This window comes from Capnocytophaga sp. CM59, assembly GCF_000293175.1.
Lineage (GTDB): Bacteria > Bacteroidota > Bacteroidia > Flavobacteriales > Flavobacteriaceae > Capnocytophaga > Capnocytophaga granulosa.
The window spans coordinates 1-25,881 of the sequence record NZ_ALNN01000057.1 but is presented as its reverse complement, the minus strand read 5'-3'; the positions used below and the strand labels follow the sequence as shown (position 1 = coordinate 25,881).

The following is a 25,881-nucleotide window of genomic DNA, read 5'->3' as shown; positions in this document are numbered from 1 at the left end:
GGTAATTCGCCCCTATGATATAGAATTTGGAATTTTAAAAAGTTTTATCGTTTTCCTCTGGGGTTATGCCTGCATAACCCTTCATAATACCGTGTTGGGAACGGCGGACGAACTGTAGGATCTCGTCGCGCTCCACAGTAGCTTCCATTTCGGCCTCTATATAGTCTAAGGCGTGGGAGGTGCTGAGTTTCTTTTGGAAAAGAATACGATAAATGTTCTGTATTTCACGGATTTTTTCAGTAGAGAAACCACGACGATGTAGCCCAATGGAGTTGACCCCTACATAAGAGAGTGGATTGCGGGCGGCCTTGACATAAGGAGGCACGTCCTTACCTACTAAGGAACCCCCAGTAACGAAAGCATAGCTTCCGATAGAGCAGAACTGATAGACAGCCGTCATACCAGCCATTACAGCACAATCGCCCACGGTTACGTGTCCGGCGAGGGTGGTGCCATTGGAGAAAATACAATTGTCCCCCACGATACAATCGTGTGCGATATGGGAGTAAGCCATGATCAGGCAGTTGTTACCCACTACAGTACGCATGCGGTCTATGGTTCCCTTGTTGATAGTCACACACTCGCGAATGGTGGTGTTGTCTCCAATATGAGTGGTGGTCTCTTCCCCCCTATACTTAAGGTCTTGGGGAATGGCAGAGATGACCGCCCCAGGGAAGATCTTACAATTCTTCCCGATGCGTGCCCCCTCCATAATAGTAACGTTGGGGCCTATCCAAGTCCCTTCGCCTATTTCCACATTTTTGCAGATGGTAGAGAAAGGTTCTACCACTACATTCTGAGCGATTTTGGCTTCGGGGTGTATATTGACTAAGGGATACATCATATTACTGTTGGTTTTCGTCACGTTTTACAATTTTGGCCATGAGTTCCCCTTCGGTAACGAGTTTGCCATTGGCGTAGGCATAGCCCTGCATGTGACAAATACCACGACGGATAGGGGTGAGTAGTTCCAATTTGAATATCAGTGTATCGCCAGGGAGCACAGGGTTTTTGAATTTGACATTGTCAATCTTCATAAAGTAAGTCAGGTAATTCTCAGGGTCGGGAACGGTGCTGAGGATCAACACCCCTCCGGCTTGCGCCATAGCCTCAATCTGTAGTACCCCAGGCATAACAGGTGCTCCAGGGAAGTGTCCTACGAAGAAAGGCTCGTTCATGGTTACGCTTTTGGTAGCGATCACATGTTTGTCTGAAAGCTCAAATACCTTATCCACTAAGAGCATAGGAGGACGATGTGGGAGGAGCTTCATGATGCCCACGGTATCAATCAGTGGCGCTTGGTTGATATCCACTTTAGGAATGTCATTTTTGCGCTCATTGGCGATGATTTTAGCCAATTTCTTAGCGAACTGAGTATTGGTAAAGTGGCCAGGCTTGTTGGCTATCACCTTTCCACGGATGCGCACTCCCACTAGAGCAAGGTCGCCAACGACATCAAGGAGCTTATGGCGGGCAGCTTCATTGGAATAGTGCAGGGTGATGTTGTCCAAAACTCCGTTGGGTTTTACCGTTACATTATCGCGGTTGAAGACCTTTTTAAGCTTATCCATAGTCTCAGCAGAAGGCTCTTTATCCACATAGATAATAGCATTGTTCAGGTCGCCCCCTTTGATAAGGCCTCTGTCTAGGAGTACTTCCAATTCATGTAGGAAGCTAAAGGTACGCGCGGAGGCGATATCGTTCTTGAACTCGGAAAGGGTATTCATATAAGCATTCTGAGTGCCGAGAATCTTAGTGCCGAAATCTACCATGGTGGTTACCTGATATTCGTCGGCAGGGATAACAGTAATCTCAGAGCCAGTTTCTTCGTTTTTGTAAGAGATGACCTCACGTACTATATATTCGTTGCGTTCGGCCTGTTGTTCCACAATGCCCACTTTCTCAATAGCCTCTACAAAGTATTTGGCAGAGCCGTCCATGATTGGTGGTTCAGGAGCATCCAATTCGATAGAGACATTGTCCAAGTTCATACCCACTAAAGCGGCTAAGACATGCTCACAAGTCTGAATTTTTACTCCCTTTTTCTCCAATACGGTACCTCTTTCGGTGCTGGTTACATAAGCCGCTTCGGCTTCAATGATAGGGCTACCTTCCAAATCCACACGTACGAATACAAAACCAGTATTCTCGGCGGCAGGTTTGAGTGTGAGGGTTACATTTTTTCCAGTATGAAGCCCTTTTCCTTGTAGGGTAACGGGGGCTGCTAATGTATATTGTTTCACAAGCAAATTATTTTAAATTACGTAATTTAAGTTATATTATTTTTCGTTGAGTTTCTTTTCTAATTCGTCAATTTTCTTAAGCAATTCAGGAAGTTTTCTAAAGACCACATAAGACTTATTGTAATCCATATAAGTAAAGGCAGGGGAGCCTTGTATTACTTCATTGTCTTTGATATTGCGGCCGATACCCGATTGGGCTTGAATCTTGACATTGTTTCCTATGGTAAAGTGTCCTGCGATCCCCACTTGTCCGCCTATGCTACAATGTTTACCTATTTTGCTAGAACCAGCAACTCCCGCTTGGGAGGCAATCACTGTGTGAGCGCCAACCTCCACATTGTGAGCGATTTGTACAAGGTTGTCAATCTTGACCCCTTGGCGTATAATGGTGGAACCCATGGTGGCACGGTCAATAGTAGTATTGGCACCAAGTTCCACATTGTCTTCTATGACAACATTGCCTATCTGGGGGATTTTCTTGTAAGAACCATCTTCCTGAGGGGCAAAGCCAAAGCCATCAGCTCCGATAACTACTCCTGAATGGAGGATACAATTAGCTCCGATAACTGAGTCGGCATAGATAGCTACATTGCTGAAAATGATTGTGTTATCAGCAATAGTTACATGGTCACCAATGGTAGTATTGGCATATATCTTTACATTATTACCTATTTTGCAGTGCGCCCCGATAGCAGTAAAAGCCCCTATATATACATTCTCCCCAAGAGAAGAAGAAGGGTCAATAGAGACAGGACTTTCTATTCCCACTTTGGAGGAGATACGCATTTGGTTATAGAATTCGAGTAGTTGTGTAAAAGCAGAATAAGGATCTGCCACTCTAATGAGGGTAGATTGTAGCGGTTGTTCAGGTTGGAAATCATCTTTTACAATCACAACAGAAGCTGTAGTGGTATAGATAAAAGGGCGATACTTAGGATTGGACAAGAAAGTAATGGCACCAGGGCTACCCTCTTCTATTTTAGCCAGCTTATAGACTTCTACTTCAGGGTCGCCATCAAGTGTTCCATTGAGGACTTGGGCAATTTGACTTGCTTTGAATTTATGTGACATAAAGACTTAAGTTCTTGTAATACAGTTGTTTACCTGTATAAAAGGCGTTGTATGGGACAAACACCTACTTTTGATGGCACAAAAATAAAAAATAAAATTCATATAGCAGCTATTTTTTTGATAATTTTCTTCACAAATTTAGTGAAGTAGGGGTGAATCGCCTCACATGCTCCGCTTTCGAGGACTTTGCCCCTACGAGATTAGTTTAGAAATCAGAGGGGTAGAGCAGGTATTTTCGTCTTATTTTAGCGAAGTCCTTAAGGGATTTCTGCCAACTATCCCTGATTTCCTTTTCAGTTTTGTGCTGTAGGAGTTGCTCTTTGAGGGTTTTGTTACCTGCTAATTTGTCAAAAGAAGAGGTAAAGAAAGGCGTTTTGACCCCAGAGGTTTGCTCGTAAGCCTTGATAAGCCAAGAGAGGTTCAGCTGGGAGAGGGGAGGGGTCTGGGTGAGGTCTTCCCCATAGCAGGTACGCCCGTTGAATTTTGGGTTTTTGTCTCCAGCATTGGGCTTAGGAACAAAGGTAAAGGCTGTTTTTTCCAAGTAAGGAGAGCCATAAATCTGGAATTGCCACTTGGTACCGCGCCCCATGCTCACTTGAGTACCCTCAAAGAAGCATAGGCTGGGATAGAGATTTACAGCTGTTGCATTGGGCAAGTTGGGCGAAGGCGCTACAGGGAGCGGATAGATGGCCTTGCGGTCATAACTCTTTAGTGGAATAATCTTCAGGTTACATTGCAAGCCCCCTTTGAGCCATTTCTCTCCGTTAATCATCTGGGCATATTCGGCGATGGTCATGCCATAGACGACAGGGACGGGGTGCATGCCTATAAAACTCTTGTAGGCAGGCTCCAGTACAGGCCCATCCATAAAGTGTCCGTTTGGATTGGGGCGGTCGAGTATCACCAAAGGGATGTAATTCTCAGCACAAGCCTCCATGACATAGTGTAGGGTAGAGATATAGGTATAGAAACGTACCCCCACGTCCTGTAGGTCAAAGAGCATCACCTCAATCCCCTTGAGCTGTTCGGCGGTAGGCTTCTTGTTCTTGCCATAGAGGGAGACGATAGGCAGTTTGGTTTTGGCGTCCACTCCGTCCTTGATTACCTCGCCTGCATCGGCAGTGCCGCGGAAGCCATGTTCGGGGGCGAAAACCTTATCGATTTTAACTTTCTTTGAAAGCAAAAAATCCACTAGATGCTCATTTTGCACAGTGATGGTGCTATCCTTCTGATGGACAATCTTTTGGATAATTCCAGTATGATTGGTAACCACTCCGACATGCTTGCCTGCAAGCATGGGGAGGTATTGGTAATGCTGGCTGGCACCTGTTCCTACATATTCGTATTTCTTAAAAGAAATATTTTGAGCAGAAAGTTGGCCAAAGATGCCCATAAATAATAAAAAAAGTGTAATTTTGCTCATTCTAAATTTGCGTTTTTTATATTTTGAATATTGAGTTTTTTATAGCCCGTCGTATGGTGCATAATTCGGGGGGCAAAAGTAGTATTTCTTCTCCAATTATCAAAATAGCTATTAGTGCTATAGCCCTTGGGGTGGTGATGATTCTCATAGCCATAGCCACAGGGCGTGGTTTGCAAGAGCGTATTCGGCAGAAAATAGCCTCACTGAATGGTCATATTCAGATATTTAACTACGATACCAACCGTTCGGAGGTGTCGGTAGCGCCTATCTCTATGGAAGAAGACTTCTATACGGATCCCCAATTCTTCAATCGGGGTGGGCAGAAAGTAGTTCATATACAAGCCGTTATTACCAAAGGGGGCATCATACGCACCGAGAAAACTTTTGAAGGCATCATCGCCAAGGGGGTAGGGAAGGACTTTGATCCGCAATATATGCAAGGCTATCTCAAGGCAGGAAAGCTCCCTGATTTTGCTTCTGACTCCATTAGTAACGAAGTACTTATATCCGAATACTTAGCCAATCGCCTGGAGCTTTCGGTAGGAGATACATGCAATACCCTTTTTCTAAGAGAGGACAATATGGGGATCCCCAACCAACGCAATTTCACCATAACAGGGATATACAGTTCTGGTTTTCAGCAGTTTGATGCAACTTATATACTTGTAGATATCCGTCAGTTACAGAAGATAAATAAGTGGTCAGCGCAACAAGCAGGGCTTTTTGAGGTCTATATTAAGGACTTTGACCAAATGGAGCGTACGGGAGCCTATATCTATGATCATATACCAGCGGAGTACGACTCACAGACCATTGCTCAGAAATACCCCACAATCTTTGAATGGTTTCACACCTTTGATCTTAACATACTGATTATCATTAGTATCATGGTGATTGTAGGAGGGGTGAATATGATCACCGCTATACTAGTACTTATCCTAGAGCGTACCCCAATGATAGGCATGCTCAAGGCCTTGGGGGCAACTTCCTGGAGTATTCGCAAGATTTTTCTCTACAATGCTGCTTACCTCATTGGTTTAGGGTTATTTTGGGGCAATCTTATAGGGCTGGGATTGCTAGGTATACAATATTATTTTACGCCGCTGAAGCTCGACCCATCCATCTATTATGTGTCGGAAGTGCCTATCTATATACACTTGTGGTATATACTGGCACTCAATATAGGGATATTGGTAGTCTGTCTGCTGATGCTACTGATTCCTTCCTATATCGTAAGTAAGATTTCGCCTATTAGAGCTATCAAGTTTGAGTGATTAGTTGTTAGTGGTTAGTCTCTGACCACTAACCACTAGCAACTAACCACTACTGAATGAATACCCTTTTGATACGTCGGGAGAGGGAGGTGATCAGCTCGTAGGAGATCGTTTGGGCGGTTTCGGCGAGGGTTTCGCTGGTGTGGCGCTCGTCAAAGATGACCACTTCGTCGCCTTCCTCACAATCAAGTCCTGTGATATCTACCATAATCATGTCCATACATACATTGCCAACGATAGGACAGCGTTTGTCCTTGATGAATACAAATCCTACTTCTTTACCATAGATACGATTAAGCCCATCGGCATGGCCTACGGAAATGGTGGCTATCTGCATAGGTTTTTGGGCTTGGAAGCCAAAGTTATAGCCCACATAATCTCCCGCTTTGATCGTATGAATCTGAGAGATGATACTCTTGAGCGTGGTGATAGGCTTAAAGTCCTTTTGCAGGCGCGGGTCGTTGGCAAAGCCATACATACCGATACCGCTGCGCACCATATCAAAATGCGCCTCAGGGTAGTTGAGTATACCCGAAGTATTGCAATTGTGGTAGATAATCTTATGAGAGAAGTGTGCTTCCAATTTCTTTTGGAAAGCCTTGAATAAGGCAATCTGTTTTTCCATAAAAGGGCGCGCTTCGAGGTCTTCTGATGCCAAAAGGTGAGAGAAAGCCGTTCTTACTTTTAGCTCAGGGTGTCCCTTGAGTAGCTGGCAAATCTCATCTATCTCCTCAAGAGAGAAACCCAAGCGGTTCATGCCCGAATTGCACTTGAGGTGAAAGGGATATTCGTGTAATCCTTTCTGCTGGGCAAAGTCTATAAAATGAGTGATCAGCCTTTTGGAATAAAGTGTAGGGGCAAGGTTGTACTGGACAAGCTGCTCGAAATCTACCAGTTGCGGGTGGAAGACCAGAATCGGACGGGTAACTCCCGCCTCTCGTAGCTCGATACCCTCGGAGGTGAAAGCCACGGCAAACTCGTCCGCTAAGTCGTTTTCTTCTAAGTATTTGGCTACTTCTACGGAGCTATTGCCGTAAGAGTTTGCCTTGACCACAGCCAAGAAGCGTGTGCCTGGCTTGAGGTATTTTTTGAGTTGGCGTACATTGTGTTGGAGATAGTCCAAGCGAATCTCCAAAGTAGTTTCTTGTACTGACATTTTTACTGTTTTTTATTTTTATAGTAGGAAAACAAAAGATACCCCAGTATGGCCAATACCGCAAAAGGCAAAAGGCTTCCTATGAGTATGCCTATGGCATAACCACTATCAGGGGCATGAGCGATTTTCTCTTGTATTTGTTCAATGTTCTGCTGAAGAGGGATCATGAATTTTTAGGTTTAAGTTTGTCTTTGGTATAAGCAGATAGTGCCAAGCGTCCTGTAACGGAGGCGTTGTCAAAGAGAAGCGGCTCCCAAGAAGGGCACTCCTTCCAGAGCATGTGCTTGATTTCCACAAGGGCCTCCAAGGGGTAGGACGATAGTTTGTCGGTAAAATAGCCCAATTCCTTGTCAAGGTCGGCTGTATTTTCAAAAACACGCGCATAGAGTCCCTTTTTCTCTGCCCAATACGCATTTTTCCACTGGTCAGGCGTAAGGGAGAGTTCAGCGAGGGCACCCACGCCCATTTTTCGTTCAATGGCGGGGGCAATCACAAAAGGGCCTATGCCGATACTCAGTTCAGGCAAGCGGATAGCTGCCGCCTCGGTAGCAAAGACATAATCACAAGCGGCCAGTACGCCTACCCCGCCGCCGACAGCCTTGCCATGAGCCCTTGCGATGACAGGCTTTTGGCAGTTGCGAATGGCACAGAGTACGCGAGCAAAGCCACTGAAGAAGCGTTGGCCACTTTCGGGGGAGTCCACTTGCACCAATTCGTTAAAGAAAGCTCCTGCACAGAAGGCTTTTTCTCCTGCACTTCGCAAGACGACAGCCTTGACGTCTTCACGGGTAGAGAGGGAGTCTAACTCGTTCGCCAAACGCTGGAGTAGATCCATAGAAAGCGCATTGGCCTGCTCAGAGGCAAATTCTACAGTAGCGATGCTACCAGAGGTGGTGGTGAGTACGTAATCCATAGTTGTTAGTGATTAGTGATTAGTTGTTAGTGATTAGTTGTTAGTTGTTAGTTTCTAATCACTAACTACTAATCACTAACAACTGAGTCATACTTGATGATTCTTTCAGTTACTAAATAAATACCACTATCGGTGGCGGCAATTTTTTTAATCCAGTTGCCATGAGTGTCGTATAGGTAAGCATAGTAAAAAAACTCCTTACTCTTGACTTTGGGTCTTCCCAAGAGATCTCCCTCTTCCTTGAGTTCAATGGAGAGGTCACCTTTCTCATTGTACTCATAGGAATATTTGATAAAAAACGTATTGTCCGACCAGTGTTCCTTCCGTATGACCCTTCCTTGGCTATCGTACCTGTAAATATCAGTATACAACACATCACCAGAGGAGGTGGCCTCCCAACGGACTTTGGTTAGTTGTCGCTGTGGGTTATAGGTATAACTGAGGCAAGTACCATAAGAAGAGACTTTGTCCCTATCATGCTCTACATGGGTGATGTTCTCCTCGATGAGCAGTCCTGTGCTGTCGTAGGTATAAGTACGATGTTCGTTTAACAAATCGCCCCAATAGACAAGAGCGGAGATGATATTGGCCTTAGGGTCAGGGTCATCTTGGGGATAGGTATAGACGGCAGACCAATAGTTATCTCGCTTTCGATAATTCAGTTCGCCCGTATCATAGAGCTCATCATAGCCGATGGGTCGGGAAAGACTGTCGTATAGGAACACCTTTTTCTTCAAACAATGCTTAGGGGTATCATATTCCTCAAAAATCCACGCTCGCCCCAGCTCATCAAAGGTCAGGCAGCACTTTACAACCTCCAAGGTTTTGTACTGCTTCTCATAGATACGATTGCGGTAGTGCTCCAAGGAAGTATAGTAATTCTCCTGTACGGAGCGTACTTTACCTTTGAGGTTTTTGAAGTCTTCATAGGAGGACTCCTGCTGGGCTTTTGCACAAAAACTCAGCAGGGAAAAGAGACAAAAAACGCTCCGAATAATCCTCTTAATCCCCGAAGGAGAGATAATCCCCTTAATCCCCGAAGGAGAGATAATCCCCCTAACCCCCGAAGGAGAGATAATCCCCCTAACCCCCGAAGGGGGAACTGATGACCTATGACGCATATCCCTTTCCATAATACCTAAAATAATGATTTAAGTTTCGCAAGCTCTATAACTTACTGATTCTCAAAACATCCCCCCTACCCCCCCTCAAGGGGGGAGTTAGTAAGTAATAGAGGTTCAATAAGTTATAGAAGAGAAATTTTCTAATTTGATAAACAAATTAGGCCATTTCAACGCCCTCAAAGCTCCCCCTTTGGAGGGGGGTGGGGGGGAGGTTTTTACAAATAATTGATTATTAGTTATTTATAATTGCAATAATAGCCTAAAAACGACTTGCGAAACTTAAATAATGATTAGTGACTAGAGACAAATTTCGTGCCATTAATCATTAAATATTACCCATTAAATGGTTCTATTCATAAGGCTGCTACCAAATTCTTTTAGAATATCCTTTTTCTCCTCAGGAATATCAAGGGTGTCTAAGATAGCGAATGCCTCCATAGTGTAGGCTTCTACACGTTCTCGGAGGTAGGTATGGCTTTGAGTAGCTATGAAAAGCTCGGTTACACGGCTGATTTTTTCATCTTCGTTCTTAGGTTCATTGGTATAGAGCGCGTACAGTTCCTGCTTTTGTTCAGCAGTACCTTTCTCTAAAGCCTTGAGATAGAGGAGTGTTTTCTTGTTTTGGAGAATATCCCCTCCGATTTTTTTACCGAAAGAATCATCGCCAAAGGTATCCAAATAATCGTCCTGCAACTGGTAAGCGATACCCAAGGCAAGGCCAAAGTCATATATCTTTTGCTTGTTCTCTTGGGTTGTCTGAGCGATGATAGCCCCCATTTGCAGGGCTGCTCCTACCAGAACAGCCGTCTTGTAAGCAATCATCTTGAGATATTGGTCAGTGGAGACTTGCGCCTCTCGTTCAAAATCCACATCGTACTGCTGGCCTTCGCAAACCTCAATGGCTGTTTTGCTGAATATCTTGGCCAATTCTTGAAAAATATTTGGCTCATATTGCTCAAAATACTGATAAGCAAGAATAAGCATGGTATCACCAGAGAGGATACCCGTGTTGAGGTTCCACTTGGTGTGCACTGTGGGTTGTCCGCGCCTTAGAGGCGCCTGGTCCATAATATCGTCATGCACAAGGGAGAAGTTATGGAAGATCTCCACTGCGAGTGCCGCATAGAGTGCTTTGTGATAATCTGCCCCAAAGATGTCCGCACTGAGCATGGTAAGGGTAGGGCGCAAGCGCTTCCCTCCCACACGGAGGATATAGTGGATAGGATCATATAGGTTCTTAGGTTCTCGCTCTGTAAGATGCTTGTTCATAAAGGCGAGGAACTCATTTTGGTAGTGGGTAATCAGCTGCATGGTATTTTATTTCTTATTCTCTTCGTCTCTGTAGAAATGTACTCCAAATTGGATACGTTCCTGCCCCTTCTCCACACGGCGCTTATTGGCATCGCGCAGAGAGTAAGCGCAACCGCAGTATTCCTGCTTATAGAAGCGTTCGCTCTTGCAAATCTCCATATTGCAAGCACTGCCGCCCTTTTTACGCCAGTTGTAGTCCCAGAAGGTAATACCCTCGTACTTTTGAGCAGCCTGAAAGCCAGCTTCATTGACCTGCTCAAGGCTCTTCCATCGGGAGATACCAAGGGAAGTGGCGATGGTGTCAAATCCATGTTCAAAAGCATAGAGCGCAGTACGCTCCATACGCATATCAAAGCAGACAGCACAGCGGCTGCCCCGCTCAGGTTCGAATTCTAAGCCTTTGGCACGAGCAAACCAATTGTCGGCGTCATATTCCGCATCGATGATAGGCACGTTACACTTTTCAGCAAAGCGGATATTTTCCTCCTTGCGGATATCATATTCCTTCTTAGGATGTATATTAGGATTATAGAAAAAAATAGTAAAGTCAATCCCTGAGTCCTGGATGGCCTTGATGATACCTCCAGAGCAAGGCGCACAACAGGAGTGTAGCAGGAGTTTCTTGCCCCCATTGGGGAGGACTAATTTTTCACGGGTGATTTCCATAGGTTCTTCATTTAATCTAAAAAAGACTTTCACGCAAGATGAAAGCCTTTTCCAATTTTCATATTATGAGCAACTATATTAAACAGATCAAACTTGATGCAAAGGTACGATATTTTTTGAGAAATACAATGTCTTTCTCAGAATTTCTTTTTAAGCGGAGAAAACCGCTACATCTTTGTTGATTTTTTTCACCAAGCCCTGAAGTACCTTTCCAGGTGCAAGTTCGTAGAACTCTGTGGCACCATCGACAATCATTTGTTGGACGCTTTGTGTCCATTTGACAGGAGCGGTGAGCTGAGCGATAAGGTTTTTCTTAATCTCTTCGGGATCGGTTACCGCAGTAGTGGTCACATTCTGATAGATAGGGCAGAGCGGTTTTTGGAAAGAGATTTCCCCGATAGCCTTAGCCAATTCCTCTTCGGCAGGTTTCATCAGAGAAGAGTGGAAAGCGCCCCCCACAGGGAGGATCAGTGCACGCTTGGCACCAGCGGCCTTGAGTGTTTCGCAGGCCTGCTCTACGGCCTCATAGGCACCAGAGATCACCAGTTGCCCTGGGCAGTTATAGTTGGCTGGAGTTACCACGCCCTCGGTATCCTTGCAGGCTTGTTCTACTACGGCATCATCTAGGCCTAAGATAGCGGCCATAGTGCCACGCTGAAGTTCGCAAGCCTTTTGCATAGCCTCAGCACGCTTGGCTACCAAGCGCAAACCCTGCTCGAAGGTCAGTACGCCACTGGAGACCAAGGCGGAGAACTCTCCTAAGGAGTGCCCAGCGACCATATCAGGCTTGAAAGCATCGCCCAAGACCTGGCGCTGAATGACAGAGTGTAGGAAGATGGCAGGTTGGGTAACACGTGTTTGCTTTAGAGCCTCTTCATCACCGGCGAACATGACCTCAGTGATAGGGAAGCCCAAAATAGCATTGGCTTCTTCAAAGAGCGATTTGGCAAGGAGACTGCTCTCATATAAGTCCTTTCCCATTCCCACAAACTGGGAACCCTGTCCAGGGAAAATATAAGCTTTTTTCATGGTGTATCTTGAGTTTGTGTATTTGCGGGCAAAGATATGTTTTTTTCGGGAGATAGGCAAGAGGTATCCTCAGGGGGCAATAAGCAAAATAGGAATAAGGGGATACAAATAGGAAAACCCATAATTCCTTCAGTTGTATTGAATAGAAAAAAACTAATTAGTACATAGATACCTAAAAGGAATTTGTTCTTTATACCAAAATAAACAACAAAAATGTGGAATAGGAAAATAAAGAAAAAACCTACTAACCCTTGTTCTACCAAAGTACTTAAATAATCATTGTGTAATGTGTGAAAATCATATCCTGCTTTTATAATAACATTCTCTTCCGATCCAGCTCCTTTTCCAAAAAAAGGAGACTCCTTAAAACTATTCCAAGCAGCAAGATTCATTCTATTTCTGATCTCATCATTAAAATAATTATTCTTTTTGATAATGAGGAAAGGTAAAAGGAATAAGATAATTAGAGAAGCAAAACTTGTGTAATATATAATCTTCTTCCTTGATTTGACCTTTTTCATCAGCTCAACCCATAGGAATACAAGCATAATAATCCCGATTCCTAAAATAACTACACGTGCTTGTATAATCAGAGATACTATTATTAGAAGTATGAAATAGAAAATGATATGCCAAGAGGTAATCCATTTTTGTTTGTTCTCTCTCCATAACCAATAACCCATAACAAAAACTAATAAGAATCCCCAACCAATCATACTCTGATGCAGAGTAACACTCCACTTCATAGTCTCAATATAGGAAATATCCCCTAAATAACCCTTCGATAGAGAGAGAAAAGAAAAAAGAGGTTTTTGATATTGTTTTACTAAGAAAATATAGGAGGCTATATTGAGCGTCATTAAGTTGATAAAAACTATAAAGGGAATATAGATAAAAGGGTAGAGTTCTTTTTTCTGTACCTTGTAAAAACAACTTACTATAGGTAACATAATAAAGAGACAATAATAATCTATATGATGGAAGGATTTTGAAAAATTGTCAGACCATAAAATGCTTAAGAATTTCATAAAACTCAAAAGAAAGAAAGCAATCATTATAGGATGAGGTCTGTAAAAAGTTTTTTTATAAATTCCATAGAATAGACAGAGCAAAAGTAAGACAATTCCTAATCCTAATATCATCTTGTATTTGTAAGGATACAAACAGATTAGAAAGGAAGCAAGAATAGTGATAAAAGTTCTAAAAGGACTAATGTTTTGGAATAATGTTTTCCATCGGAAGAATACATCTATACAAGAGATTATTATAACAATTCCGATAATGATTCTAAAAAATAGTTTTAGAGGAAAATCTGTGTAATAAAGATTGAAATCTAAAGGAATGAAATAAAATACACCTACTACACATAGAATAAAAACATTTAGAATAGGTGTAAAATATTTCTTTAGAAAGGGAATCATCTAATTGTTTTGTTTTGTTGTTGTTTGAGTGATTTGAAATTTTCATAAACAGAGATTGCACTTACTTTACTGAGTAAGAATCCCTCCTTACCATCTAAAATACCTAACTTGAGTATATAGGTTTTGAAAAAATGAAAAGCCATTTTGACATACATCTTTAGCGGATTGTAACGCTTCCCCTTAAGGAACATCTCCTCTGCTCTTAACTTGCCATAGAGGACAGCTTTCTCTCGGTAGGACTTATAATCGGACACCGAATAATGTAAAAGCTTGTGCTTGAGCGTCCCAATAGTTCCCTCTACAGTGAGTGTTTCATGCACTTTTCTTTCAGGCACATAGTGACATTTTGACTTGCGGAACAAACGAAAATTTCGATCTCCTTGGGTGCCTGAAAAGTGAACAGGCTTTCCAGCAAAGAAAAACAATCGGTAGAAATAGTAAGCCTCTTTTTTCTCAGGATTATTGAGCGTAAGGATAATTTCTTCTTTTAGTTCAGGGGTAATACGTTCGTCACCATCTAAGAAAAGGACCCAATCATTGGAGGCGTTTTCAAGTGCTAAATTGCGCTGTTGGGCAAAATCCTCGAACTTATTTTGGATCACCTTCACCTTAGGGAAAGATTCTGCTATAGCCACAGTACGATCGGTACTAAAGGAATCCACAACAATAATTTCATCACAGAAATCAAAGCATTGTAGCACTTCCTTGATATTCTTTTCCTCATTATAAGTGATGATAAGGCCACTTACTTTTTCAGTTAAAGATTGCATTCATTTTTTCTGCAAAGGTAATATTTTTTTTTGTACTTTTGTGCTTTAATAAAAAAAATATGATTCATATTGGTTTTGTACATGGACAATTTCCCTATGGAGGAGGGGAGAAAATAACGTCTAATATAGCCCCTTTGTTAAAAGAAATGGGATATGCTATCTACGTTTTTTCATCTCATATTCATCATGAACAAATAGATGAAGAGGATAAGAAAAATATAACTTTTGTAGATGTCCAGAAAACAAGGTTATTTTCTTCACCTAAAGTCTCTTTAGTAGATAAGGTAAAAGAATTGAAAATAGACATTCTTGTTTTTATAGGAAAGAGTTTTAGTGCCAAACGAGAAAAAATATTAAAACAAACTAATTGCAAATGTATATTTGCACATTATGGGGCTACTTTTTGGCAGGCTGAAAACCACTTAGAGGATTTACAAGTGAAGGCTAAAAAGAATTTTATTAATTATTTGTTTTACAAAGGTTTTAAGATACCTCTTTTTCATATATATAAAAGAATAAAGGTAGAAAAATATCGCGTAATTTATAACACATATGATGCTTTTACAGTATTATGTGAGGAATATAAAAAAGAACTTACACAGGCATTAGGACTTAAAGATAATCATAAACTCAGAGCAATATCGACCCCTATTATATCTGCCCCTTATAATTATTCTTTAGAAAAAGAACCCCTTATTATCTATGTAGGGCGTATGAGTTATGTGGATAAACGAGTGGATCGTTTGGTTAGTATCTGGGAAGAAATCTATAAAAAATTTCCTGATTGGCAATTTGTCTTGATAGGTAGTGGGAAGGAACTACCTAATCTCCGTACAATGGTAAAGGAGAAGAACCTAGAGCGTATTACTTTTTTAGGGAAAGTAGAAGATATTTTTCCCTATTATAATAAGGCAGCTATCTTCTGTTTGTCTTCCCAAATGGAAGGGCAGGGTACAGTTTTGATGGAAGCACAACAAGCGGGAGTTGTACCTATTGCTTTTGATTGTTCAGCAGGTGTAAGAGGGATATTGTCACCTAATGGAGAAAATGGTATTTTAGTAAAACCCTTTGACATGGAAGAATATGTTTACAAACTGAGTATGTTGATGAATGATCCTCAGATGAGAAAAGATATACAGAAAAATATACTTACAAAAGCTAAAGAATATAGTGTTGAAGTTATCGTAAAACAATGGGACGAATTATTTAAAAGTGTATTATGAGCTTAAGATTATTTAGAACTACAGAGTACAAAGCTCTTGCTTATCGTTTGGCATTAGCCTATATATTTTACTTTTTATCACGCCTTTCTTTTTATAGTTTCAATAAGGCACACCTGCATATAGAAGGTATAGCCGATTTCTTTCGTCTTGCTTTTTATGGTTTGTTGTTTGATACTACAGCTATTATCTATGTAAATCTGCTGTTTATCTTCCTAAGTGTGCTACCACTACTTATCAACACTAAGAAAAGTTTTCAAAAAGTACTTTTCTGGGTATATTTTGCTTGTAATATACCTGCATATCTACTTAATTTTATAGATATTGTATATTTTTTGTATAACAAGACACGTCTTACTACCAATGATTGGGCTTTGGTAGAAAACGAACACAATCCACTGACACTCATGGTTGGATTTTTGGTGCAATATTGGGCTATTTTTGCTGTTTTCTTAGTACTAATTGTGTTATGGATATTCCTTTATAAGAAAGTACAAGTCAGAGAAGAAGAGGTAACACATAGAAGATCTTACTTTATAACCTCAGCAATAGTGTTGGTTCTATTGGCTCCTACACTTATCTTTGGGATACGAGGGTTTTCATTTAGAGCGGGAGTAATTCCTCTCACTGTAATGGATGCCAGTAAGTATGCACGCGATATTTCTCAGGTAAATATACTACTAAATACACCTTTTACCATCTTTCGTACCATGGGTAAGAATAAGGGTTTTAAGGAATTCAAATTTACTACAGATGCTTATATAGCAGAAAATATCAAGCCTATCAAACAATATGGACGACAGGTTAAAGATCAACCCAATATAGTGGTTATTATTCTTGAAGGTATGGGAGCGGAGTACTTTGGGGTGATGAACCAACATACTCATATTCCTAATTACCGTAGCCATACGCCTTTTTTAGACTCATTGGCTAGGCAAGGATACTATTTTACCAATATATTCTCCAATAGTGTACACTCTATTGAAGGAATTTCAGCAGTCACGGCAGGGATGCCTACTTTTCAAACGGCATGGGTACGTTCGGGCTATGCTCAGCGTAAAATATCTTCATTACCTGAGATCGCACGCTCCTTGGGTTATCAAACCCTTTTTGCTCATGGGGCTACTAATGGTTCAATGAACTTTGATGGTTATACCCATCAAATCGGTTATGAGACCTATTTGGGGCGTACCGAATTTAATGATGACCGTTATTATAATGGAAGCTGGGGTATAGATGACGAACCTTTCTTACAATATTTTGCCAAGAATATTAATCAAATGAAGCGTCCTTTTTTAGCAACGGTTTTTACACTATCCTCTCATGGCCCTTATACAGTGCCTGAACCTTATAAAAACAAGTTTAATAAGGGAGATATACTCATGCATAATGTAGTGGAATATGCTGATTTTTCGCTAAAAAAATTCTTTGATACCATTAAGAAAGAAGATTGGTATGCTAATACTATATTTGCTATTATCTCAGATCACACAACCGAAGACTATTATGATTATTACAAACAGAAAATAGCACACCACCGCTTGCCTATTATCCTCTTTAGCCCGAATAAAGCACTTATTCCTCAAGGGAGTTCAGATACATTAGGTCAACAGATAGATATTTTTCCTACTTTGGTAGATCTTATGGGGTATCAAAAACCTTTTCGCTCTTGGGGACGTAGTCTTCTGAGTGATAAGGCAGGTGAGACACCTCGTGCCTTTGTTACACATACTCAGTTCTATCAACTTATACAAGGTAATTACATATATGTGCTAGATTTACAAGGAGAAGTGGTAGGGGTGTATGCTAAGGAAGATTTAGACCTTATCCATAACCTCAAAGACCAAATCACTCATAACGAAGAAATGAAAAAAGGCATCGCTGATGTGCGAGCCTTTATGCAAGATTATATGGATAGGATTATCCATGATAAACTGGAGTAAGTCACAGATTAGTATTCTAGATGTCTTATAAATTCCTGTGCATGCTGGTAATCAACAGGTTTTCCAATGTCAATCCAATATCCTATAATTGGATCATAGACAAGTTTTCCACCTTCACTGATCAATTGTTCCATAACATCAGTAATGTCACAATATTTTCCTTTAGGAATTTTCTGTATTAAGGATTTTTTCAGTATATAAACTCCTGCATTAGAATAATATATAAAGCTAGGTTTTTCCTTAAAGTTAACCACTCTTCCTTGATTGGTTTCAAAAATGGCATAAGGAACATCTACTTTGTATTCAGTAGAGGCCACCGACATATCTGCTTGTTCATTGATTAACTTTAGGTAGAGAGACTCAAAATTGATGTTAGTGAATAAATCACTATTCATCAATAAGATATGTTCTGTTGCTATAGAGTCAATTAAGGCTAATGCACCGGCTGTACCCAAAGGTTCTTCTTCTTGTATGTATTCGATGTGAATACCCTTTTGCTTTCCATCTCCAAAATAATCTATGATTTGTTTTCCGAGGTATTTTATAGAGATATAGAGCTTTCGGATGCCAAAACTGATCAGTCTATCAATATTATATTCAATGATAGGCTTACCACCCAAAGGAAGCATAGGCTTTGGAACTGTATCAGTCAAAGGGCTTAGGCGCTTTCCTCGCCCTCCTGCCATAATAACAGCTTCTAAGGGGAGTTTTGCTTTTGTTTTTTCTAAGTCTATAAGCTCCACCATCTGTCCTTTTTGATCAAGAACAGGTAGGATCTTAATATCTGCTTTTCTAAAACTTTCAAAACTCTGATAAGCACAGCTCTGTAAAAGGTGTTTGAATGATCGGTTACAAATATCGCCTAACTTCTTTTGTAGATTTTGTTCATTTACAATAGAACGCCTAATATCTCCATCGGTTACAGAACCAATTATTCTATTATTATCATCTATTACAAAGAGGATAAGCCTACTGATATCCTGTAACTCACTTAGTTTTTTTAGCCCTTCAATTAAATTTTTATCCTTATGTATTAAAACATTCGTTTCCATGTATTTATCTTTGACTACAAAATCTTGTACTAATAAGGTAAATTATTATATACAAGTCAAATTTATTAGACATTATAATTTTCTTACCCCACTAGGTATATTTACTACTCTTGCCTCTAACCATTCAGCGTTGCTAAGGTCGGTTTTTGGACAATCTTTGAACATAGGTAAGCGGTTCATTAATTGCCATATAGGTCGGCTCATCACTCCTTTACCATTGGTTTCGGTAAGGAAAGCATCACGCTCTTCATTGTCTTTTAAGATGATAGCGTTAAGCCAATAGTTACACTTTTCATCAGTTCGTTCTGTAAAGAAAGGAACTCCCTGTTTTTCAAAAAAGGCCTTATAAGTTTCCGCAGTTATCCGTTTGTTGGCTAAAAAGCCATCTAATTGTTCTAATTGAGCAACCCCTAAGGCGGCATTGATATTAGGCATACGATAGTTGTAGCCTATCTCATCATGTACAAACTCCCATGCGTGTGGTAGCTTGGCTTGAGTGGTAAGGTGTTTGGCATGTTTGCCTATGGCATCATCATTGGTTAGGATCATACCGCCTCCTCCTGTGGTAATAGTCTTATTTCCATTGAAAGAGATACCTCCTATTTTAGCGAAAGTACCTAAGTGCTTACCCTTGTAATAGCTACCCATTGCTTCGGCTGCATCTTCTACTACCTCAATATGATATTGATTACAGATAGCGATAATCTCCTCTATACGGCAAGCATGTCCAAAGGTATGCATGGGAAGACAAGCCTTAATACGCCTACCTGTTTCTTTATGATAGCATTCATTTCCTCTTAGCTCAGTATGTGTTTTGAGAAATTGCTCTAAGGAAGTAGGGGAGAGACCCATGGTGTCCTTATCTACATCTACAAAGACAGGTACAGCTCCAGCATATACTATTGCATTGGTAGTAGCAATAAAGGTTAAAGGTTGCGTAATTACTTCATCTCCTTCTTTTACGCCACTTAGTTTAAGCGCTATATGGAGCGCATTAGTACCATTTACACATACAACGGCATGTTTAGCACCTGTATAGGCCGCTACTCTTTCCTCAAAAAGATCAACAAACTTTCCTACACTTGAGACGAAAGTAGTGTCTATACACTCTTCTAAGTATTTTTTCTCATTGCCTTTGAAAGTGGGAGCATGCAGAGGAATAAAAGCCTCTTTCTCACCATAAAGGTCTCGTATAAAAGTTATCATTTCAGAAATATTCATTGCAATAGTTTTTAGTTTTCAAAGGAGGTTCGAGATCTACATTTTACTATCTAAATATTTCCCAGTCTCTTGATGATCAAAATTCACTAAGAACCTTTTCATCAGTTGGGTTATATCATTCTTCTGGGTGTCAGGGTTGTCAAATAGTTTTGTTAGCTCTTTGATAAAATTTTCTATTTCAGTTAGTTCTTTGAAACTTTGAAGGTTGATCACACCCAAAGATTCATATTTGTCTAAAAGAACTTGTTCTCCTTCGGTATAAAACTCTTCGTAGGGCTTTTCTCCAGTGGTATCACTCTTTGAGAAATAAACAGGATACCATTTGTAATTTTCTTTCCTACTTTCTGCTTTGGCAATAGCCTCTGTCTCACTGTGACATTCTAAGGGTTCATATCCTAAGCCCTTAAGTAATTCTGTAGCTATAGCGGAGAAAGTAAGTACTTGTTCTTTTTTTAGTTTTGGAAAGTATATTTGCCCTGTAGTTCCTAATATACAAGCCATTAGGCATATTTGTCCACTTTCTTCAGGGGATACAAAATAGCGTGTTACATCTGAGGGAGCGGATAAGGGTTGGTTCTTGGCAATACGCTCTAAAAATCCGGCAGGTAGGGAACCGTTGGAGAAAGCCACATTAGCAAAACGAGCAGTAGTTACGGGGAAAATTTTTGCGTAGGCCATGATCATATCTTCCATAATCTTCTTGCTTCCTCCCATGATATTTACGGGGTTAGCAGCTTTGTCTGTGGAGACACAGAAAAAATGTTCAGGGGGATAATTACATAACAAGTCTAAGAAGCCTTTGGCATTGATTACATTGTTTTTCAGTAAAGCTTCTACAGAATATTTATCTTTTTCTGAGCGTACATGCTTGTGAGCAGAAAAATTAGCTACTATATCAAATCCGCCACGAGCTTTGAACATCTTTACAAAAGTATCATCAGCATAACTCATGGGGTAGGTTACATAGTCGTCAGGTACTGAGAAAGCGGAAGTACTACGTAGCTCACGGGTGAGTTCTGTAAGTCCATTTTCATTAATATCCACTACTACCAAGGTTTTAGGTTTAAAAGGTAATAGTGCTTTAATATAAGAACTCCCTATAGAGCCTGCACCTCCTATGACTAATACACGCTTCCCTTCTATGGCTGTGGTAAGCTCTTTCTGGTGAGCATGTAAATCCTTAAGAAACATACTCTCAGGACGTTTGGTAACGTATTTGGATATAAAGCGTTCTATGTTTAGCATAAATAGATTCTATTGGTTAGTTTTTTTTTGATATTTTTCTTGTGTATTGTTATTTCTCTTAAAGAACAGCAGAAACACCCCAGCGAGGATAAAGGGGATACTTAGCCATTGGCCTGTGGAGAAAACACCTAAGGTGTCTTCGATACCGCCTTGGCTGTCTTTGACATACTCTACAAGGAAACGTATTGTCCAAAGGGCAATGAGAAATACCCCAAAGATAAAGTAGGGCTGGTCTTTCTTGTTGGTTTTCCAATAGAGGTAGTAGAGCAACCAGAAAAGCAGGAAATATCCTACTGCTTCATAGAGTTGGGCAGGGTGCCTATAGGGGATTTGGTTATAGATTTCTACAAACTGTGGGTTGTGGGCGATAACCTCAAAGGCTTTCTGTGGGGTATTTTCTCCTGTGAGCTGCATAGCCTCACCAGCAGAGAAGTCGCCTGATTGTAAGAACTTTACCGCAAAAGGGAAAGACTTATCTATGACCTTGCCTACAATCTCGGAGTTCATGAAATTGCCAAAACGAACAAACATACCTCCTATGGTAATGGCAATGACAATGCGGTCAAGCACCCAAGAGAGTTTCATATCGGGGTATTTGCGTATGTAGAGCAGCATGGCAATGATAATCCCCACTGCCGCCCCGTGACTGGCCAAGCCTGCAAATCCTGTTACTTCAAAGCTCGGAGAGAAGCGGAAAGGCAGGATAATTTCCAGAGGGTGCACCTTGAAGTAGTCCCAATCATAGAAGAATACATGTCCTAAGCGTGCGCCCAAAAGCGTTGCTATGGCTACATAGATGACCAAGGTATCAAGTTTCTCTAAAGGTTTGTTTTCTGCTAAAAAGATTTTTTTGGTGATGTAAAAGCCTAAAGAAAAGGCAATAACAAACATAAGGCTATAGTAGCGTATTTGTATAAAATGCAGGTCAAGTAATACCTGATTGGGATTCCAGTCCATATAAAGAGTTTTATAAGGGACAAAAGTACGAATTTTAATTGTTAATTGTTGATTGTCAATTGTTAATTTTTGCCATGTAAGCGAATAGCCTCATATACTCCGCTCTCATGGATTTTGCTCCTACTTTTAGCCACTGACCACTAGCCACTAACCACTGACTACTTTCTTTTGACGAAGGTTGCCTTAATAGGATAGTGGTCGGAGTAGTGGATTTGGTTATAGACCTTGTGGGAGGTGATTTTAAAATACGGATCGGCTAGTATATAGTCAATACGGAATGGGAAGTAAGGGAAGTCATAAGTGCTACCAAAGCCTGAACCACATTCCTGAAAACTATCTATCCAGCCCCTATCCTGAAACTTTTGGTAGAGGTAGGAGAAAGCGGTATTATTGAAATCCCCACAGATGATAATAGGATAAGGACAGCTATCGGCATGGGCATTGAAAAGCTCTACCTGTGCCTGCTGTATGGCAAATCGGCGGGGGAGTTTTAGGAAAATACGCTTGGAGTTCTCTTGGCTGATTTCGGTATCTTCTATATGGAAGGATTCGAAATGAAGGCTATATAGCCTGAGGGTATCACGCCCTGCTACTATATCAGCAAATACGCCATTGTTACCTGTATGAGGAAAATCTAAGGAACCACTATGTATAATAGGGTAATCACTGAGGATGGCTTGGCCTATCTTGTCTTTTTTGTTTTTATAGATGAATTTCTTGTACTTATAGAAAGGAAAACTTCCGCTTTCCTTAATATAAAACTCCTGTAGAGCAATGATGCTGGGGTGCTCTTGGGCAATAAAATCAATAATCTTATTCCTTAGCTCGCTGTCCTCACTCCATTTGTAATGATTGAACAATCGAACATTGAAACTCATTATGCTCAAATGATCTTTAGGGGCAGGTTTGCTCTTGCTAAATTGTACAAAACGATGCATAAAGGGGAGTCCTATGAGAAATAAGACCGCAGAGAAAAGGAATAACCACTGGCGACGCAACAGCCATAGGACAATGAATCCTATATTGACCAGCATCAGCAAGGGGGTGAAAACACTTAGGGAGGCATACTCAAAATAACGAGGAGGGATAAAAGGGAGTAGGTAGGCGAAAAGTAAGATTCCGCCTACCACTCCATTGATCAGAAGAATTATTTTGTTAGCAAAAGAGAGTGTGCTCCAAAATTTTTTCATAGAGTTAGTTTTTACTCACGAATAACGAGTATTTGTCCCATATTGAGGTTGAAGTTGCTCATATTGTTACGAGCCATTAGGTCATCTACACTTACTCCAGAGCGACGTGCGATGCTATAGAGCGTATCGCCTTTCTTTACGATATACATTTTAATTACATCCATCGCTACTTCTTCTGCTGGGGTATTATTTACTTCTTTTTGCGCCATGCGTGTGGTATCTACCTTTTGTGCGATGGCGCTTGTGTCCTTTTTTGGGCTGTTATTCTTTTTAGCTACTACTTTTTGTGTGTTTTTTGCTACAGTAGTAGATGTATTTGCTTTTTTAGCTACTGTGTTTTCCTGTTTTGCAGGTGTATTTGCTTTAGCTATCGTTTTGGTCGCTTCTTTTTTCTTCTCTATTGTAAGAGGAGGCGTATTGGGAATAGGCGAAAGCGGCTTCTCTTCTTTGTATGCGTAGCCGAGAACCTCAGTGTCGTACTGTTGGAGTTCGTATTTTTTGATAAGGAACAGTAATTTCTGTGGATAGCCAGGGTCTGTGGCATATCCGGCTTTCTTAAGTCCATACGCCCATCCCTGATAGTCACCGGCCTTGAGAGAGAAGAGGAAGGCATAGCGAGAGCGGTTTACAAGGAATTGTGAATGGTCTTCGAAGGAGGCTTCGGGGTGTTCGTATTTTCTAAAGCATTCGCCTTTGGCATCATCATCATGGGTGATGGTGTCTCCCTCCCAGTCATAATGGCACTTGATACCGAAGTGGTTACGCGCATGGCGAGCCAAGCGGCCTTGTCCAGAGCCACTCTCAAGGATGGCCTGAGCCAGGGTGATACTTGCAGGGATTCCATAACGCTGCATCTCCACCATAGCGATATCCTTATAGGTAGCTATATATTCGCGAATCAGTGCTGGGGTTACTTTCACCGCCGAGGTTGCTTGTAATTCCTCAGGTGTTTCGGGTTCTTCCTTATTAATGTACGCTTCAGTACGTTTGCTCTCTACAAGCACTTTTTCAGGGATACGAGTGATAGGCTTCTTCGTTGTAACGTTCTTATGCCCTGTGCTACAAGAAGAGGCTATTGCCATAAGGCCTATGAAGCTAACTAATTTCTTGTTCATAATCCAGAGTTTGTTTTTTCTTTCTACTAAGTTGTTGGTTCATTCCATATATACCTTGCAATCCACCGGTGTGGATGGCTAATATTTTACTATTTTCAGGGAAAAGTCCCTTTTCAATAAGACAAGTAACTCCATAGATCATCTTGCCCGTATAGACAGGGTCTAGGGGAATACGTGTTTGCCTAAAGAAATCATTGAGAAAGCGGATAAAGGGTTCATTCACCTTGGCATAACCACCTAGGTTATAGTCATGTATCAGCTGCCAATGGTCGGAGCCATGAATCCACTTTTTGATTTCTTCCTCAAGGAACTTTCCGCATAGGGCAGGGAAGCCTAAGACCTTTTGGTGAGGTAAGGCGCTGTTAATCAGCCCTGCGATGGTACCACCTGTACCTACCGCAGTGGTAATAAAGTCATAGTCCGTATCTTCGGGAGTGAGAATCTCCTCGGTACCCTTGATAGCCAGCGCATTGGTACCTCCTTCAGGGACATAGTAATAAGGGCCAAAAAGATTGGCCAACTCCTCCTTGAAAGCCTCTGTATGCTTTAAGCGAAAACGATCGCGGGAGACAAAATGAAAACGCATACCGCATTCCTTGGCAAAGCTAAGGGTAGGGTTGTGAGGGACTGCACTGGCTAATTCGTCTCCACGAATCACACCAATGGTCTCTATACCAGCCACTTTACCTGCGTAGGCAGTGGCTGCGATATGGTTTGAGTATGCCCCTCCAAAGGTGATCAATTGCTTGTATCCCTTTTGGGAGGCCTCTAACAGATTGTACTTGAGCTTCCGGTACTTGTTACCAGAGACATGTACATGGGTTTTGTCCTCGCGCTTGATATACAGAGTGATTCCATGAGGATAGCTGATAGGGACTTTTTGGGTCTCTATGACGGGAATCGCAATCATACTTACGCGTCTAATTTCTTGAGCAAAATTACATGCTAATTGTTTACCTTGTGTTTTTTCTATGGGCGCAAGAGGGAAAATACCTTTTTTCTTTAAGAAATAAGCAGCTGAAAGTTTTTTTGTAAATGATTGACAATCATAATTTAGTACCATAAATAAGAAGCGTTTATACAAAAAAATTAGTAATCAAAAAATAATTTTCAACAAAAGACAGTATGTTGTTAATTAGTTGGTTTTAACGAGAAATTACATTAATTAAACCGTAATTGTTTATAATTGTTTGTTAGTAGATGTTGATAAGTTGGTTTAATGATTAGTGCCAACAATGTTTCACATACCCAGCTGTGAGCACTCGCTGGCTTTGTGGAGGAAATGTAATTTTGCTTACGTCGAACTCACATTAATCATTAATTTAAGTTTCGCAAGCTCTGTAATCAACTGATTCTCAAAACATCCCCCCTACCCCCCCCTCAAGGGGGGAGTTAGTAAGTAGTAGAGGTTCAATAAGTTATAGAAGGGAAAATTTCTAATTTAATAAACAAATTAGACCATTTCAACGCCCTTAAAGCTCCCCCTTTGGAGGGGGGTAGGGGGGAGGTTTTTACAAATAATTGTTTATCAGTTACT

Annotated in this window: 23 protein-coding genes; 3 read left to right on the top strand and 20 right to left on the bottom strand. The window is 41.0% G+C overall.

What is annotated here, in order from left to right:
• Nucleotides 1-34: 34 nt before the first annotated feature.
• The 4 genes from lpxA to HMPREF1154_RS11065 all read right to left on the bottom strand — a co-directional run bounded on the left by lpxA (nucleotide 35) and on the right by HMPREF1154_RS11065 (nucleotide 4,737).
• Nucleotides 35-844, bottom strand: a complete 810-nt coding sequence (gene lpxA / locus HMPREF1154_RS11080; protein ID WP_009642690.1) for an acyl-ACP--UDP-N-acetylglucosamine O-acyltransferase — start codon at nucleotides 842-844, stop codon at nucleotides 35-37.
• A gap of 1 nt (nucleotide 845) precedes the next feature.
• Nucleotides 846-2,243: a bifunctional UDP-3-O-[3-hydroxymyristoyl] N-acetylglucosamine deacetylase/3-hydroxyacyl-ACP dehydratase gene (locus HMPREF1154_RS11075; protein WP_009642676.1), complete on the bottom strand. Its 1,398-nt coding sequence runs from the start codon at nucleotides 2,241-2,243 to the stop codon at nucleotides 846-848.
• Nucleotides 2,244-2,279: 36 nt separating this feature from the next.
• Nucleotides 2,280-3,314 (bottom strand): UDP-3-O-(3-hydroxymyristoyl)glucosamine N-acyltransferase, encoded by a 1,035-nt coding sequence (gene lpxD / locus HMPREF1154_RS11070; RefSeq protein WP_009642677.1) that lies wholly within the window; start codon nucleotides 3,312-3,314, stop codon nucleotides 2,280-2,282.
• 205 nt (nucleotides 3,315-3,519) lie between these two features.
• Nucleotides 3,520-4,737, bottom strand: coding sequence for an exo-beta-N-acetylmuramidase NamZ family protein (locus tag HMPREF1154_RS11065; RefSeq protein WP_009642691.1), 1,218 nt, complete (start codon nucleotides 4,735-4,737; stop codon nucleotides 3,520-3,522).
• Between the two features lie 23 nt (nucleotides 4,738-4,760).
• Here HMPREF1154_RS11065 and HMPREF1154_RS11060 point away from each other — a divergent pair, with 23 nt between their 5' ends.
• Entirely contained in the window at nucleotides 4,761-6,011 is a 1,251-nt protein-coding gene (locus HMPREF1154_RS11060) for an ABC transporter permease (protein WP_034567413.1), read from the top strand.
• A 49-nt stretch (nucleotides 6,012-6,060) separates the two neighbouring features.
• On the opposite strand, the gene alr is transcribed toward HMPREF1154_RS11060, so the two are convergent.
• The 9 genes from alr to HMPREF1154_RS11020 form a co-directional block, all read right to left on the bottom strand.
• Nucleotides 6,061-7,167, bottom strand: coding sequence for an alanine racemase (alr, locus tag HMPREF1154_RS11055; RefSeq protein ID WP_009642697.1), 1,107 nt, complete (start codon nucleotides 7,165-7,167; stop codon nucleotides 6,061-6,063).
• A 2-nt stretch (nucleotides 7,168-7,169) separates the two neighbouring features.
• Nucleotides 7,170-7,334 (bottom strand): hypothetical protein, encoded by a 165-nt coding sequence (locus tag HMPREF1154_RS13565; protein ID WP_009642682.1) that lies wholly within the window; start codon nucleotides 7,332-7,334, stop codon nucleotides 7,170-7,172.
• Nucleotides 7,331-8,080 (bottom strand): enoyl-CoA hydratase/isomerase family protein, encoded by a 750-nt coding sequence (locus HMPREF1154_RS11050; RefSeq protein WP_009642669.1) that lies wholly within the window; start codon nucleotides 8,078-8,080, stop codon nucleotides 7,331-7,333. The genes HMPREF1154_RS13565 and HMPREF1154_RS11050 overlap by 4 nt, the downstream gene beginning before the upstream one ends.
• Nucleotides 8,081-8,148: 68 nt before the next feature.
• Nucleotides 8,149-9,213, bottom strand: a complete 1,065-nt coding sequence (locus HMPREF1154_RS11045) for a hypothetical protein (protein WP_009642679.1) — start codon at nucleotides 9,211-9,213, stop codon at nucleotides 8,149-8,151.
• A 330-nt stretch (nucleotides 9,214-9,543) separates the two neighbouring features.
• Entirely contained in the window at nucleotides 9,544-10,515 is a 972-nt protein-coding gene (locus HMPREF1154_RS11040) for a polyprenyl synthetase family protein (RefSeq protein WP_009642695.1), read from the bottom strand.
• A 6-nt stretch (nucleotides 10,516-10,521) separates the two neighbouring features.
• Nucleotides 10,522-11,181, bottom strand: a complete 660-nt coding sequence (locus tag HMPREF1154_RS11035) for an epoxyqueuosine reductase QueH (RefSeq protein WP_034567412.1) — start codon at nucleotides 11,179-11,181, stop codon at nucleotides 10,522-10,524.
• A 150-nt stretch (nucleotides 11,182-11,331) separates the two neighbouring features.
• The gene (fabD, locus tag HMPREF1154_RS11030; RefSeq protein WP_009642684.1) at nucleotides 11,332-12,210 is read right to left on the bottom strand and encodes an ACP S-malonyltransferase; all 879 of its coding nucleotides are present in this window, start codon (nucleotides 12,208-12,210) and stop codon (nucleotides 11,332-11,334) included.
• Entirely contained in the window at nucleotides 12,207-13,352 is a 1,146-nt protein-coding gene (locus HMPREF1154_RS11025) for an O-antigen ligase family protein (protein ID WP_232211997.1), read from the bottom strand. Before HMPREF1154_RS11025 ends, fabD begins: the two co-directional genes overlap by 4 nt.
• Before the next feature lie 275 nt (nucleotides 13,353-13,627).
• The gene (locus HMPREF1154_RS11020) at nucleotides 13,628-14,401 is read right to left on the bottom strand and encodes a glycosyltransferase family 2 protein (protein ID WP_009642689.1); all 774 of its coding nucleotides are present in this window, start codon (nucleotides 14,399-14,401) and stop codon (nucleotides 13,628-13,630) included.
• 59 nt (nucleotides 14,402-14,460) lie between these two features.
• Between HMPREF1154_RS11020 and HMPREF1154_RS11015 the strand changes: the two genes are divergently transcribed.
• Together HMPREF1154_RS11015 and HMPREF1154_RS11010 are read left to right on the top strand one after the other, a co-directional pair.
• Nucleotides 14,461-15,624 (top strand): glycosyltransferase, encoded by a 1,164-nt coding sequence (locus HMPREF1154_RS11015; RefSeq protein WP_009642670.1) that lies wholly within the window; start codon nucleotides 14,461-14,463, stop codon nucleotides 15,622-15,624.
• Entirely contained in the window at nucleotides 15,621-17,564 is a 1,944-nt protein-coding gene (locus HMPREF1154_RS11010) for an LTA synthase family protein (RefSeq protein ID WP_009642688.1), read from the top strand. Before HMPREF1154_RS11015 ends, HMPREF1154_RS11010 begins: the two co-directional genes overlap by 4 nt.
• Nucleotides 17,565-17,572: 8 nt before the next feature.
• Here the strand turns inward: HMPREF1154_RS11010 and HMPREF1154_RS11005 are convergent, their stop codons facing one another.
• The 7 genes from HMPREF1154_RS11005 to HMPREF1154_RS10975 form a co-directional block, all read right to left on the bottom strand.
• Complete coding sequence (locus HMPREF1154_RS11005) at nucleotides 17,573-18,616, bottom strand: nucleotidyltransferase family protein (RefSeq protein WP_009642673.1); 1,044 nt, start codon at nucleotides 18,614-18,616, stop codon at nucleotides 17,573-17,575.
• Between the two features lie 72 nt (nucleotides 18,617-18,688).
• Nucleotides 18,689-19,837, bottom strand: coding sequence for a LegC family aminotransferase (locus HMPREF1154_RS11000; RefSeq protein WP_009642693.1), 1,149 nt, complete (start codon nucleotides 19,835-19,837; stop codon nucleotides 18,689-18,691).
• Nucleotides 19,838-19,873: 36 nt separating this feature from the next.
• The gene (locus HMPREF1154_RS10995; protein WP_009642692.1) at nucleotides 19,874-21,082 is read right to left on the bottom strand and encodes a UDP-N-acetylglucosamine 4,6-dehydratase; all 1,209 of its coding nucleotides are present in this window, start codon (nucleotides 21,080-21,082) and stop codon (nucleotides 19,874-19,876) included.
• A 9-nt stretch (nucleotides 21,083-21,091) separates the two neighbouring features.
• Nucleotides 21,092-22,039: a prolipoprotein diacylglyceryl transferase gene (gene lgt, locus HMPREF1154_RS10990; protein ID WP_009642680.1), complete on the bottom strand. Its 948-nt coding sequence runs from the start codon at nucleotides 22,037-22,039 to the stop codon at nucleotides 21,092-21,094.
• Between the two features lie 158 nt (nucleotides 22,040-22,197).
• Entirely contained in the window at nucleotides 22,198-23,229 is a 1,032-nt protein-coding gene (locus HMPREF1154_RS10985; protein WP_009642687.1) for an endonuclease/exonuclease/phosphatase family protein, read from the bottom strand.
• Nucleotides 23,230-23,240: 11 nt separating this feature from the next.
• Entirely contained in the window at nucleotides 23,241-24,344 is a 1,104-nt protein-coding gene (locus HMPREF1154_RS10980; protein ID WP_009642674.1) for a glucosaminidase domain-containing protein, read from the bottom strand.
• Nucleotides 24,325-25,254, bottom strand: coding sequence for a 1-aminocyclopropane-1-carboxylate deaminase/D-cysteine desulfhydrase (locus HMPREF1154_RS10975; RefSeq protein ID WP_034567416.1), 930 nt, complete (start codon nucleotides 25,252-25,254; stop codon nucleotides 24,325-24,327). The genes HMPREF1154_RS10980 and HMPREF1154_RS10975 overlap by 20 nt, the downstream gene beginning before the upstream one ends.
• Between the last annotated feature and the right edge of the window lie 627 nt (nucleotides 25,255-25,881).

Coding starts and splice junctions, on each gene's coding strand:
- lpxA (WP_009642690.1), bottom strand. CDS start 844: ATGATGTATCCCTTAGTCAATATACACCCCGAAGCCAAAATCGCTCAG.
- lpxD (WP_009642677.1), bottom strand. CDS start 3,314: ATGTCACATAAATTCAAAGCAAGTCAAATTGCCCAAGTCCTCAATGGA.
- HMPREF1154_RS11065 (WP_009642691.1), bottom strand. CDS start 4,737: ATGAGCAAAATTACACTTTTTTTATTATTTATGGGCATCTTTGGCCAA.
- alr (WP_009642697.1), bottom strand. CDS start 7,167: ATGTCAGTACAAGAAACTACTTTGGAGATTCGCTTGGACTATCTCCAA.
- HMPREF1154_RS13565 (WP_009642682.1), bottom strand. CDS start 7,334: ATGATCCCTCTTCAGCAGAACATTGAACAAATACAAGAGAAAATCGCT.
- HMPREF1154_RS11050 (WP_009642669.1), bottom strand. CDS start 8,080: ATGGATTACGTACTCACCACCACCTCTGGTAGCATCGCTACTGTAGAA.
- HMPREF1154_RS11045 (WP_009642679.1), bottom strand. CDS start 9,213: ATGGAAAGGGATATGCGTCATAGGTCATCAGTTCCCCCTTCGGGGGTT.
- HMPREF1154_RS11040 (WP_009642695.1), bottom strand. CDS start 10,515: ATGCAGCTGATTACCCACTACCAAAATGAGTTCCTCGCCTTTATGAAC.
- HMPREF1154_RS11035 (WP_034567412.1), bottom strand. CDS start 11,181: ATGGAAATCACCCGTGAAAAATTAGTCCTCCCCAATGGGGGCAAGAAA.
- fabD (WP_009642684.1), bottom strand. CDS start 12,210: ATGAAAAAAGCTTATATTTTCCCTGGACAGGGTTCCCAGTTTGTGGGA.
- HMPREF1154_RS11025 (WP_232211997.1), bottom strand. CDS start 13,352: ATGATATTAGGATTAGGAATTGTCTTACTTTTGCTCTGTCTATTCTAT.
- HMPREF1154_RS11020 (WP_009642689.1), bottom strand. CDS start 14,401: ATGCAATCTTTAACTGAAAAAGTAAGTGGCCTTATCATCACTTATAAT.
- HMPREF1154_RS11015 (WP_009642670.1), top strand. CDS start 14,461: ATGATTCATATTGGTTTTGTACATGGACAATTTCCCTATGGAGGAGGG.
- HMPREF1154_RS11010 (WP_009642688.1), top strand. CDS start 15,621: ATGAGCTTAAGATTATTTAGAACTACAGAGTACAAAGCTCTTGCTTAT.
- HMPREF1154_RS11005 (WP_009642673.1), bottom strand. CDS start 18,616: ATGGAAACGAATGTTTTAATACATAAGGATAAAAATTTAATTGAAGGG.
- HMPREF1154_RS11000 (WP_009642693.1), bottom strand. CDS start 19,837: ATGAATATTTCTGAAATGATAACTTTTATACGAGACCTTTATGGTGAG.
- HMPREF1154_RS10995 (WP_009642692.1), bottom strand. CDS start 21,082: ATGCTAAACATAGAACGCTTTATATCCAAATACGTTACCAAACGTCCT.
- lgt (WP_009642680.1), bottom strand. CDS start 22,039: ATGGACTGGAATCCCAATCAGGTATTACTTGACCTGCATTTTATACAA.
- HMPREF1154_RS10985 (WP_009642687.1), bottom strand. CDS start 23,229: ATGAAAAAATTTTGGAGCACACTCTCTTTTGCTAACAAAATAATTCTT.
- HMPREF1154_RS10980 (WP_009642674.1), bottom strand. CDS start 24,344: ATGAACAAGAAATTAGTTAGCTTCATAGGCCTTATGGCAATAGCCTCT.
- HMPREF1154_RS10975 (WP_034567416.1), bottom strand. CDS start 25,254: ATGATTGCGATTCCCGTCATAGAGACCCAAAAAGTCCCTATCAGCTAT.